General features: G+C 71.3%; 12 protein-coding genes. 2 read left to right on the top strand and 10 right to left on the bottom strand.

Going from position 1 to position 11,328, the window contains the following annotated elements:
- Nucleotides 1-144: 144 nt before the first annotated feature.
- The 4 genes from ACWCXC_RS17485 to ACWCXC_RS17470 form a co-directional block, all read right to left on the bottom strand.
- Complete coding sequence (locus ACWCXC_RS17485) at nucleotides 145-1,482, bottom strand: hypothetical protein (RefSeq protein WP_450889652.1); 1,338 nt, start codon at nucleotides 1,480-1,482, stop codon at nucleotides 145-147.
- A complete protein-coding gene (locus ACWCXC_RS17480; RefSeq protein WP_450680243.1) occupies nucleotides 1,472-2,077 on the bottom strand; it encodes a DUF6114 domain-containing protein in 606 nt (201 codons plus the stop codon). Before ACWCXC_RS17480 ends, ACWCXC_RS17485 begins: the two co-directional genes overlap by 11 nt.
- 94 nt (nucleotides 2,078-2,171) lie before the next feature.
- A complete protein-coding gene (locus tag ACWCXC_RS17475; RefSeq protein ID WP_450889649.1) occupies nucleotides 2,172-2,834 on the bottom strand; it encodes a DUF6230 family protein in 663 nt (220 codons plus the stop codon).
- 598 nt (nucleotides 2,835-3,432) lie between these two features.
- The gene (locus tag ACWCXC_RS17470) at nucleotides 3,433-4,407 is read right to left on the bottom strand and encodes a tetratricopeptide repeat protein (protein ID WP_450680241.1); all 975 of its coding nucleotides are present in this window, start codon (nucleotides 4,405-4,407) and stop codon (nucleotides 3,433-3,435) included.
- Between the two features lie 317 nt (nucleotides 4,408-4,724).
- Here ACWCXC_RS17470 and ACWCXC_RS17465 point away from each other — a divergent pair, with 317 nt between their 5' ends.
- On the top strand, nucleotides 4,725-5,354 hold the full coding sequence (locus ACWCXC_RS17465) for a TetR/AcrR family transcriptional regulator (RefSeq protein ID WP_450889646.1): 630 nt from the start codon (nucleotides 4,725-4,727) through the stop codon (nucleotides 5,352-5,354).
- A gap of 56 nt (nucleotides 5,355-5,410) precedes the next feature.
- Here ACWCXC_RS17465 and ACWCXC_RS17460 read toward each other — a convergent pair whose 3' ends face one another.
- From ACWCXC_RS17460 to ACWCXC_RS17445, 4 genes are all read right to left on the bottom strand, one after another.
- Nucleotides 5,411-7,111 (bottom strand): acyl-CoA mutase large subunit family protein, encoded by a 1,701-nt coding sequence (locus tag ACWCXC_RS17460; protein WP_450680239.1) that lies wholly within the window; start codon nucleotides 7,109-7,111, stop codon nucleotides 5,411-5,413.
- Nucleotides 7,112-7,190: 79 nt separating this feature from the next.
- Entirely contained in the window at nucleotides 7,191-7,526 is a 336-nt protein-coding gene (locus ACWCXC_RS17455) for a DUF3817 domain-containing protein (RefSeq protein WP_450889644.1), read from the bottom strand.
- A 79-nt stretch (nucleotides 7,527-7,605) separates the two neighbouring features.
- Entirely contained in the window at nucleotides 7,606-8,115 is a 510-nt protein-coding gene (locus tag ACWCXC_RS17450; RefSeq protein WP_450680237.1) for a MarR family winged helix-turn-helix transcriptional regulator, read from the bottom strand.
- 10 nt (nucleotides 8,116-8,125) lie between these two features.
- Nucleotides 8,126-9,442 carry an MFS transporter gene (locus tag ACWCXC_RS17445; RefSeq protein ID WP_450680236.1) on the bottom strand — a complete coding sequence of 439 codons (1,317 nt, stop codon included), beginning with the start codon at nucleotides 9,440-9,442 and terminating at the stop codon, nucleotides 8,126-8,128.
- A gap of 73 nt (nucleotides 9,443-9,515) precedes the next feature.
- Between ACWCXC_RS17445 and ACWCXC_RS17440 the strand changes: the two genes are divergently transcribed.
- Nucleotides 9,516-10,499: a DUF5937 family protein gene (locus ACWCXC_RS17440; RefSeq protein WP_450889642.1), complete on the top strand. Its 984-nt coding sequence runs from the start codon at nucleotides 9,516-9,518 to the stop codon at nucleotides 10,497-10,499.
- Nucleotides 10,500-10,548: 49 nt separating this feature from the next.
- Here the strand turns inward: ACWCXC_RS17440 and ACWCXC_RS17435 are convergent, their stop codons facing one another.
- Complete coding sequence (locus ACWCXC_RS17435) at nucleotides 10,549-10,842, bottom strand: MTH1187 family thiamine-binding protein (protein WP_450680234.1); 294 nt, start codon at nucleotides 10,840-10,842, stop codon at nucleotides 10,549-10,551.
- Nucleotides 10,839-11,189 carry a DUF3817 domain-containing protein gene (locus ACWCXC_RS17430; RefSeq protein WP_383635150.1) on the bottom strand — a complete coding sequence of 117 codons (351 nt, stop codon included), beginning with the start codon at nucleotides 11,187-11,189 and terminating at the stop codon, nucleotides 10,839-10,841. Before ACWCXC_RS17430 ends, ACWCXC_RS17435 begins: the two co-directional genes overlap by 4 nt.
- Nucleotides 11,190-11,328 lie beyond the last annotated feature (139 nt).

Raw genomic sequence — 11,328 nt, 5'->3', positions numbered from 1 at the left:
TAAACCTCTTTTTTCCCCCCCGACTCCCCCCCCCCCCCCCTCCCCCTCGCTGGGGGGGGGCCCGGGCGGGGGGGCCCCCCCCGCCGGGGGGGGCCCCCCACGGCCGTTGTGCGGCTCCCGGACGGGTCCGGAGGGGGCGGCGGGTCAGCCGCCGTCCCGGGTGAAGTAGTTCTGGAGGCCGGGGACCGTCAGCGTGCCGCCGAACTGGCCGGCCTGCTTCAGCTTCACCTTGGTGAAGAAGGCGAAGGGGACGTTCAGCGGGGGCGGGGTCTCGGGGCTGAACGTGATCGGGATGAGGCCGAAGAGGTTGCCCTTCAGCTCGTCCGTGTACATGGTGACCACGCCGTCACGGATGGTGGACGTGGAGCCCTTGCGCGCCTTGACGTGACCGGTGACGCCGGGCTGCGGGCCGACGGTCATCTGGTGCAGGTCCTTGATGTCGATGGAGGTGGCGGTGAACTTGAGGACCTTCTTGGTGGTGCCGTCGCCCTTCTCCACCTCGACGATGCCCTTGTAGTCCAGCCCGACCAGGGTGAGCAGCGAACTCTCCAGGACCCACGGGTCGTTGGGGAGGCGCGGGATACCCGGCTCCAGCTTCGCGTTGGCCAGGGCCTCCGGGTCGGCGGTGGGGCACGGGAAGGCGGGCTTGGCGCCGTCGGGGATGTCCTCGTCCGCCTTGGGGTCGAGCCCCTTGACGTCCTCGTCCAGCTCCTCGACCTGCTTGCCGGCCTTGTCGGCCGCGTCGCGGATGGCGTCGGCGGTCTTGTCGGCCGTCTCCTTCGCCGCGTCCGTGGCCTTCTCGGTGGTCTTCCCGGCGGGCTCGTCGGCCGGCTTCTCGGCCGGCTTGTCCGTCTCCGGCGACGCGGTGGGCGACTTCGAGGACTCCGGGGCCGCCGTGGTGGCGCTCGGGGACGGGCTCGCCGTCTCCTCCTTGTCGGGCCCGTCGAAGAAGTCCTTGATCTTCTCGCCCCAGCCCAGCGGGTCGAGCGGGTTGGTCGTCTTGGTGGGCGTCGGGGAAGGGCTCGCGGACGCGGCGGGGGCCTCGGCGGCGCTCTTCTCCTCGGTGGCGGCCTTCGCGGTGTCCGCGGTCTCCGCCGAGGAGGTGGCGGTGGGCTTCGGGCTCGCCGTGCCGGTCTCGTCGGTCGCCGGCTTCCCGCTCTCGCCCGCCGACGGGGAGGGCGACGGCGTCGTCGACGCCGAGGGCGTGGGCTCGGCGGACTCGCTCGGCTCGTCGGAACGCGTCACACAGGGGCCGGGGGCGAACGGGATGTCCGTGGTGTCGTCGGCCATCGCGAGCCGGGGCGTGAGCCCCATCCCCACGAAGACGGCCGTGGGCATCGCGGCCAGCGCGAACGCCTTCTTGCCGTTCGGCAGGTGCAGCTTCGTCATGAGCGACTTCTTGGGCGCGGCGTGCCGGGGGCCCCGGCGCTCCGTCAGCCCGCCCTCGTCGAGGGCGTTCATCCGGTTCTCGTCACCCCGCACGGTGCCCCCCGCCGTCGACCTCGACGGTCGTGTCGTACTGCGCGGACTGCTGCTCGGGAACTCCCGTCCCCTGGAGCGCGCCCGCGGGCTGCTCACCCTTGGCGAACGAGAGGTCCGTCATCGCCGCCGGGTCCAGCGGGTCCGCCTCGTTCCGGCCGAGGGGGCCCTCCTCGGAAGCGGCCTCCTCCTCCGGCTTCTCCTCGCCGGGCGCCCAGGACACGGAGAGCGCGCCGCCGAGCAGGGCGAACAGGAAGCCGATGACGAAGCCGCCGATGTTGGCGACGGGTATGGAGATGAGGGCCAGCAGAATCGCCGCGACGCCGGCGAACACACGGACGATGCTGTGGAACCACATCGTCAGGCCCAGCGTGACGAGCAGGACACCGATGATCAGCGAACCGGCGCCCGCCGTGGTGGACATCGCCAGCGTCATGTTCCCGAGGTGCAGATTCGCGTACGGGAAGTACATGATGGGCAACCCGCCCAGCATGGTGAACAGTCCGGCCCAGAACGGCCGGTCACCCCGCCAGGTGCGGAAGCCTCGCCGGGCGACGGAGAGGTAATGCTCGTTCTGCCCTTGGGATTCGGGGCTCATGGAAGACAGCTCCCTGGAACCGGTACTGCTGTGAGAAGGAGAAGGGTGGGTGGCCGGAGGCCGGCGAGGCGGACTCCGGCCACCCGAGCGGTGCTTAGTAGCACTCCTGGCTGGTGCCCCTGGAGAGCCGCAGCTTCAGACCGCTGAGGTTGAAGGTGCCGGCCGTGGTGGCCCACGCCTTCTGGCGGACGCCGGTCAGCACGGCTTCCTCGGAACGCTGGGCGAACCCGTTGGGGTTCGCCTGGGTGCCGGGCTGGACGCCGATGCTCCCCGGCTTGTCCGTCTTCAGCGAACTGGTGGCCACACCGATGTCGATCTTGCTGAACTTGGCGTCACCGTCGAGTTCCGAAATGTCAAGGTAGAGGTCCTTGGCGTAGACACGGTCGTGTCCCTCGCCGCCCGCCTCCAGCCTCATCGTGACGGTGCCGAGGCCGAAGGGCAGGTTCGGCGTGACGACCGACTGGCACATGTTCGTGATGTAGGCCTTGCTGAAGCCCGACACGGCCACCGGGTGCGCCTTTCCGTCAGCGACCTTGGGGTCGGCACCCTGCTCGGTGGCCACATTGCCGTACTGGACGAAGTCGTAGCCCTCGAGCTTGTCGGCCCGGACCTTGAACTCCTGGCCGGACACGCTGAACGAAGCGGCCAGCGCGCCCTGGGCCAGGCCCACACCCACCGCGGCGGTGGCTATGACGCTCGGCACCATGACAACGGCGAAACGCTTCCATCTCGTGCCACCGCGAACCTGGGAACTCATATATTTCCTCCTTCTCGGACGTACATCTCCGGCCAGGCATCCTGCCCGACCCGGGATGGGAGAAGTGCTACGTCCTCGGAAAGGAGAGCGCCCGCGAACGGGGCGTGGAACGCGCCCGCTTCACCGGCGATCACCCCCGAGCGACAACCACTGGCCACGCGTGGGCGCGGCCTGTTCGGACAGGCCCTGCCGGTCAGCAGGAACCCCCCTGTCCGCGACCGGTGCCACTGCCACCGGCCCACTCGGCGGGGACCCAACGGAGCCGCCGCGCCGACTGGCGGCCGGGGCGGGCGTCATTGGACCGAGCGTGGCCGATCGTGGTCCATTCACGGCCGTGACACAAGGGGTTCGTTACTCACTGGTAATGGCCCGCTCACCGGCCCGCGACCGGGGGGTACCGAGCGGCCACAGAGGGTTGCCCCGCCTCCGCCGACGAAAGCAACTATTCGTGAGCGAAAACGGACAGATCGCAATGATCGATTTACTGCCAGTAACAGGGCGTTGTTTTATCAAGATTTGGTAAAGCGAACGGCTCTCTTAGCGCCGGAACGCGAAAACGGCCGCACCCCCGGGTCGGGGGTGCGGCCGCCTTGTCAGATCAGAACAAGACGCGGGCGAGCGCGGTGCGCGCGGCGCCGACGCGCGGATCGTCCGGGCCGATCACCTCGAAGAGCTCCAGCAGTCGGACCCGTACGCGGTCCCGGTCGTCACCGAACGTACGCCGCACGGTCTCGACGAGGCGGCCGAAGGCGTCCTCGACATGACCGCCGACCAGATCGAGGTCGGCCGCGGCGATCTGCGCGTCCACGTCGGCCGGCTTCTCGGCGGCGTCCCCGCGGACCTGCTGCGGGTCCATGTCCTGGACCCGGCCGAGCAGTTCCGCCTGGGCGAGGCCGAGCTTGGCCTCGCTGTTGGCGGGGTCGTCGGAGAGCACGTTCCGGTACGCCTGGGCCGCGCCGGCGAAGTCGTTGCCGTCCAGGGCGCGGGCCGCCGCCTCCAGCAGCGCGTCGTACGGTCCGGCGGGGACCGGGGCCTGCGCGGCGGCGCCGGGGCCGGCCGCGTCGGCGTCGACCGCGATGCCGGTGAGTCCGAAGCGCTCCTCGCCGACCTGGATCAGCTGGTCCAGCAGCTGACGGATCTGGGGCTCGGCCATCGCGCCCTCGAAGAGGCGCAGCGCCTGTCCGGCGACGATGCCGAAGACGGCCGGGATGCCCTGGATGCCGAACTGCTGCATCAGCATCTGGTTGGCGTCGACATCGACCTTGGCCAGCAGGAAACGGCCGTTGTACTCGACGGCCAGCCGTTCCAGGAGCGGGCCCAGCTGCTTGCACGGCTGGCACCACTCGGCCCAGAAGTCGATGACGACGGGGACTTCGGCGGAGCGCTGCAGGACGTCGTTCTCGAAGCCTGCCTCGTCGACGTCGATCACGAGGGAGGACGGGGGCACGGCCCCGGCGCCGCCCTGCCGGGCGGCATCGGCGCGGGCCTGCTCGGCCTTCGCCTTGGCCTCACCGGCCGCCTTCACCGCGGCGAGGTCGACGACGCCGCTCATGGACATGTTCCTAGGCTGCATACGTACATCCTCCCCCCTCGGCGCACTGATCCGGAAAGCGATACCGGAACCGCGTCCGTCCGCAGCCCTCGCCGGCGTGCGAGGCGCACGGACAGACACGGCCCTTGGGCCCCTGAAAGACCCGGTGCGGCACCCGGTCCCCACCCGGCGCCTGTGGCTGTCACTCGTTCGTGGCGTATGAACGGTCGAACATCCGTCCTTACGCTACGGGTCGTAGCGTAACTGTCCCCCACCCCTGGCGCACAAGAGCGCCCGGTGATCTGTCTCACGCCCCGTGCGCCCGCTCGGTTCTGGCTACTGGCGGGTATGGTCGCGGGATGCTGAGCCGCAGCCACCCCAAACCCTCGCGAACGGGACGTCCCCGAAGTGCCGCGGCCGATGAGGCGATCCTGGAGGCCACCCGGGCCTCGTTGGTCGATCTCGGCTGGTCGAAGCTGACGATGGGTGACGTGGCGACGCGGGCCGGGGTCGCCAAGACCACGCTGTACCGGCGCTGGGCCGGGAAGAACGAACTGGTCGTGGACGCCGTGGCGGTGCTCTTCGACGAGCTGGAACTGCCGGATCTGGGCAGCCTCTCCGCCGATGTGCAGTCGGTCGTGCTCCAGTTCGCCGCGCTGCTGGACCGGCCGGAGACCCGTACGGCCCTGATGGCGGTGGTCGCGGAGTCGACGCGCGACGAGGCCTTGCGGACCCGGATCAGGGACTCGATCGTGGACCGGCAGAAGCGCCTGGTCCTCCAGGGGCGCCGGCGGGCGCAGGAGCGCGGCGAACTGCCCCGGGAGCGGGACGAGGCGACGGCCGCGCTGACGGCCGATCTGATCTTCGATGTGATCGCCGGCGCGGTGGTGCACCGGGTGCTCGTGAGCGCCGAGCCCGTCGACGAGGACTGGGCCCGGCGCTTCACGCTGCTGCTGCTGGCGGGGCTGGGCGCCGCCGCCGCGGGGTAGGACCTTTCGCTCGGACGATGCCGGGCGCGACCCGGGCGAGGCCCCGGATCCCGCCGTCAGAAGCCCGGCGGCTCGGTGTACGTGCCCCACTCGTCGCGCAGGACACCGCAGATCTCGCCCAGCGTCGCCTCGGCGCGCACCGCGTCGAGCATCGGGGCGATCATGTTGGAGCCGTCGCGGGCCGCGGCGAGCATCGCGTCGAGGGCGGCGGTCACCCGGGCGTCGTCGCGGCCGTCCTTGCGGGTGCCGAGCACCCGGACCTGCTCGCGCTCGACCTCGTGGCTGACCCGGAGGATCTCCAGGTCGCCGGTGACGGAGCCGTGGTGGGCGTTGACGCCGACGACCTTCTTGTCGCCCTTCTCCAGGGCCTGCTGGTAGCGGAAGGCGGATTCGGCGATCTCGCCGGTGAACCAGCCGTCCTCGATGCCGCGCAGGATGCCGGAGGTGATCGGTCCGACGGGGTGCTGCCCGTCGGGGTGGGCGCGGGTGCCGCGCTCCTTGATCTGCTCGAAGATCTTCTCGGCGTCGGCCTCGATGCGGTCGGTGAGCTGCTCGACGTACCAGGAGCCGCCCAGCGGGTCCGCGACGTTGGCGACGCCGGTCTCCTCCATCAGGACCTGCTGGGTGCGCAGCGCGATCTCGGCGGCCTGTTCGGAAGGGAGCGCCAGGGTCTCGTCGAGGGCGTTGGTGTGGAGCGAGTTGGTGCCGCCGAGGACGGCGGAGAGGGCCTCGACGGCGGTGCGCACGACGTTGTTGTACGGCTGCTGGGCGGTGAGGGAGACACCGGCGGTCTGGGTGTGGAAGCGGAGCCACTGCGCCTTGTCGGTCTTCGCGCCGTACGTCTCCTTCATCCAGCGGGCCCAGATCCGGCGGGCGGCGCGGAACTTGGCGATCTCCTCGAAGAAGTCGAGGTGGGCGTCGAAGAAGAAGGAGAGGCCGGGGGCGAAGGCGTCGACGTCGAGGCCGCGCGAGAGGCCCAGCTCCACGTAGCCGAAGCCGTCCGCGAGGGTGTACGCCAGCTCCTGCGCGGCCGTGGCCCCGGCCTCGCGGATGTGGTAGCCGGAGACGGAGAGCGGCTTGTAGGCGGGGATGGAGGCCGCGCAGTGCTCCATGAGGTCGCCGATGAGGCGCAGATGGGGCTCGGGCTGGAAGAGCCACTCCTTCTGCGCGATGTACTCCTTGAAGATGTCCGTCTGGAGGGTGCCGTTGAGGACGGCGGGGTCGACGCCCTGGCGTTCGGCGGCGACCAGGTACATGCAGAAGACGGGGACGGCGGGGCCGCTGATCGTCATCGACGTCGTGACGTCACCGAGCGGGATGTCCTTGAACAGGACCTCCATGTCGGCGGCGGAGTCGATGGCGACGCCGCAGTGGCCGACCTCTCCGAGGGCGCGCGGGTCGTCGGAGTCGCGGCCCATCAGCGTCGGCATGTCGAACGCCACGCTGAGCCCGCCGCCACCGGCGGCCAGGATCATCTTGTAGCGCTCGTTGGTCTGCTCGGCGTTGCCGAAGCCGGCGAACTGGCGGATGGTCCAGGTCCGGCCCCGGTAGCCGGTCGGGTGCAGGCCCCGGGTGAAGGGGTACTCCCCGGGCCAGCCGATCCGCTCGAAGCCCTCGTACGCGTCCCCCGGGCGGGGGCCGTACACGGGCTCGACCGGGTCCCCGGAGAGCGTGGTGAAGTCCGCGTCACGCTTGCGGGCCTTGTCGTAACGGGCCTGCCAGCGGCGGCGGCCTTCCTCGATCGCGTCAGCGTCCATGCCACCCAATTTACTAGGACGTCCTAGTATCTGTCGATGACCAACCGCCCGGCGCTTCGCGCGGGGCGGTTCGGTGGTGTCAGACGTTCGCGGGGGCCGCGGGCGCCGCGTCCGCGAGCAGCGGCTCGACCTCGCGGACGACCTTGCGCTCGACGAAGAACGCGGCCGTCGGGATCGTGCCGGAGAGCAGCACCCAGGCAAGCCTGCCCATCGGCCACTTCGCCTTGGAACCCAGGTCGAAGGCGAAGATCAGATAGATGATGTACAGCACGCCGTGGACCTGGGAGACGACGAGCGTCAGCCCCTCGCCCTTGTCGAAGCCGTATTTGAAGATCATGCACACGCAGAGGATCAGCAACATGACGGCGGTGACGTAGGCCATCACCCGATAGCGGGTCAGCACACTGCGTTTCATGCCATCGAGCGTAACCGCCACGCGGGGGCGATCTTGCAGCACCCCCGGGCGCGGAGCGGCCCCCGCCGGCCGCCCTCCCTCAGTCGTCCTCGAAATCCTGGGCCGCGATGCGCAGGGGGCGCAGCAGCGCGAAGATCTCGGCGCACTCCTCGGCGTCGTACACCCCGAGACCGAACTCCATCGCGACCAGATCGCGGGTGGCCGACTCGACGACCTCGCGGCCCTTGTCGGTGATGGAGGCGAGCGTGCCCCGGCCGTCGTTCGGGTTGGGGCGCTTGTCGACCAGACCGGAGCGGACCAGCCGGTCGACGGTGTTGGTGACGGAGGTCGGGTGGACCATCAGCCGCTCGCCGATCTTGGACATCGGCAGTTCGCCGGCCTTGGAGAAGGTCAGCAGCACCAGCGCCTCGTACCGCGCGAACGTCAGTCCGTACGGTTTGACGACCGCGTCCACCTCGGCGAGCAGGATCTGCTGCGCCCGCATGATCGAGGTGATCGCCCCCATGGACGGGACCGGGCCCCAGCGCTGCTGCCAGAGTTCGTCGGCGCGCGCGATGGGATCGAAGGGAAGACTGAGCGGCTTGGGCACGGCCCCGACCTTACCCATGGGGAACTTGCCGGTCCGCACCGTCTCGAACTTCGGTCCGGTCGTCGCTTCCGGGTGCGGTGCCGGTGGCGTTCCCCGGTGCCGTACGGCGGATCTCCCTCACCAGTGGCAGCACGCACAGGGTGCCCAGCGCCCCGGCCCCCGCGACCACCCCGTGCACCGGGAAGAACTCGGCCGCCAGCCCGGCCAGGGCCATGCCGACGCCCTGGAGCGTCATCAGCCCGGCGGTGAGCAGGGTCATCGCCCGGCCCCGCAGGGACTCGGGAACGGCGTCGACGAACCACTGGTCGAGCCCGATGTTGTACGCGGCCCCCACCCCGGCGAGCGCGAGCGCGGCCAGGGTCAGCGCCATGCCGGGGCGCAGCGCGTACAGCAGGAGCGGCAGCAGGCCGAGGGCGGCGACCGGGAGCACGATCCGGGAGCGCAGCCGGGGGCTCAGCGCGGAGCCCACGTACAGCTCGGCGGCGATGTGGCCGACCGGCATGGCGCACATCAGCAGGCCGAGGGCGGCGGGGCCGAGGCCGGCCTCGTCCGCGTACGGGGCGGCCAGGGCCTCCGGCGCGACCACGAACAGCGCGGGCACCCAGAAGAGCAGCATCAGGGCGCGGACCCGGCGGTCGGCGAAGACCGCGCGGGCCCCGGCCAGCGACTCCCCCAGCAGCGCGCCGCCGCCCTCGCGGCCGGAGCGGGCGGGCCGGTCGCGGGTGCCGAGGCGGAGCAGGGCCGCCGAGCAGAGGAAGGTCGCGACGGTGATCGTGATCGCCCCGCGCGGGGAGAGTGCGGCCAGCAGCACCCCGCCGACGCCGAAGCCGGTCAGCAGGGCGCTCTGCGAGACGATGCGCAGCAGCGAGCGGCCGAGGACGTAGAGGTCGCCCTCGCCGAGGATGTCGGTGAGCGCGGCCATCCGCGTCCCGGTGAAGACCGGGGAGACGGAGGCGACCAGGCAGCGCAGGGCGAGGAGCGCGCCGACCGAGGTGCCCGGCAGCACCATGAGGGCGACGCAGGCCGCGCAGACCAGATCGCAGGTGACGAGGACCCGGCGGGCCGGATAGCGGTCGGCGACCCCGGCGAAGAGCGTGCCGCCGACGAGGTAGGGCAGGAAACCGAGCGCGAAGGTGAGGGCGCTGAGCAGCGGCGAGCCGGTGAGGTCGTAGACGAGGACGGTCAGCGCGAGTTCGCTGACGACGACCCCGAGCAGGGAGAGCAGATGGGCGGCGAAGACCGCGCGGAACTCGCGTACGGCGAAGACCGCGCGGTAGCCGCGGGGTGCGGACGGGGCGTCCGCCGAAGGGGTCTGGTTGCTCGGCATGGCGGCAGCTTGGAGGAGCGGCCACCCCGCTCCGTAGACTTTCGGCTGACGCCGAATCTTCGTGAGGCCGCCCATGCCGTTCCTGCTGCATCTCGACGAGAACGACCTGCTGCGCTGCCGGTTCGCGCTCTCCCCGCTCTGGGAGACCCAGGCCGCCGTGCGGACGCTGCTGCGCCCGCGGCGGCACGGCTACCACCAGCCCTGGCTGCGGCGCATCGAGAAGGCGGCCGCCGGGCTCGATCTGCGGCCGCTCTGGTCGCTGATGACGGACGGGGGGCACAATCCGGACTTCCTCTGCCCGCCTCCGACGGGGCCGTACGCCGTGTTCGAGGAGGAGATCGCGGCCGTCCGGGCCACCGGTCCCGAGCTGGTCGCCAAGGATCTGGAGCTGACGCTGGCCGGCCGGCCGGGCGCCCTGGACTCCCCGGCCGGCCGGGCGCTGCTGGCCGATCCGGCGCGGACCCTGCGGGACCTGGCCGATCTGCTCGAAGAGGCGTGGCGGACGCTGGTCGAGCCGGACTGGCCGAGGCTGCGCGCCCTGCTGGAGGCCGATATCGCGTACCACTCGCGGCGGCTGGCCGAGGTGGGATTCGCACGTCTTCTCGGGGAGTTGAGCCCGCAACTGACGTGGACGGACTCCACCCTGACCCTGAAGGGGATGCGGGGCCGGCACTCCCGGGTGCTGGGCGGGCAGGGCCTCGTGCTGGTCCCGAGCGTCTTCACCTGGCCGGACGTGGTCAGCGGCTACGAGCCGCCGTGGCCGCCCGCCGTGATCTACCCCGCGCGCGGGATCGGCGGGCTGTGGACGGACCCGGGCAACGCCACCCCCGACGCCCTCGCCCGGCTGCTCGGGCGGGCCAGGGCGGATGTGCTGTGCGCGCTGGACGAACCGGCCGGGACGAGCGCGCTCGCGCACCGGCTGGGGCTCGCCCCCTCGTCCGTGTCGGCGCATCTGTCGGTGCTGCGGGCGGCCGGGCTGCTGACCTCGCGGCGCTACGGGCACCAGGTGCTGTACGAACGCACCCCGCTCGGCATCGCGCTGGCCGCCCCGCAATGAGGCGAGCCCCCGCCGAAGGGGCGGGGGCTCGCGGGGCGGCGCGGGGGTGTCACCGCGCGAGGTGGCGCTCGACCGTCTCGACCTTGGAGGTCAGTCCGTCGGTGACCCCGGGGCGGATGTCGGCCTTGAGGACCAGGGAGACGCGTCCGGCGCGGGCCTCGACGGCGGCGACGGCGCGCTTGACGACGTCCATCACCTCGTCCCACTCCCCCTCGATCGAGGTGAACATGGCGTCGGTGCGGTTGGGCAGCCCGGACGCGCGGACGACGCGGACCGCGTCGGCGACGTACTCGCCGACGTCCTCGCCGACCCCCAGCGGGCTGACGGAGAAGGCGACGATCACGCGTTGACCGTGCCTTCCCGGCGGGCGCGGGCGGCGATCACGCCGTCGGCCTCGTAGCGCTTGAGCACCTTGTCGCCGTACAGACCGCCGAAGGGCAGCACGCAGAGCAGGAAGAAGAACGCGACGCGCTTCAGCGGCCACTTGGTCTTGTTCCAGACGTCCAGCAGCAGGACGACGTAGATCACGAAGAGGACGCCGTGCAGCATGCCGAGCGGCATCATCAGGAAGTCGATGTCGGAGACCCGGCTGAGCACCGAGCCGAAGAGGATCAGCGCCGGGAAGGACAGCGCCTCGGGAATCGAGATGAGGCGCAGCCGGTGCAGGGCGGTGGCGGTCTTGATGTCCACGGGGGCACCTTCGGTGGGAGGACGGTGACTGCTTGTGAACGCGAGCACAAGCGGCCCCCATTGTGGCATCGGCGCTCCCGTGCCCCGGCGGCGGGGGGACGTCCGGGGCGCGGGTGTTCCGTACCGGATACGTCCGGGT

It is taken from the genome of Streptomyces sp. NPDC001515, assembly GCF_053597115.1.
The sequence above is the reverse complement of the archived record's forward strand: the minus strand, read 5'-3'. Positions and strand labels throughout refer to the sequence as shown.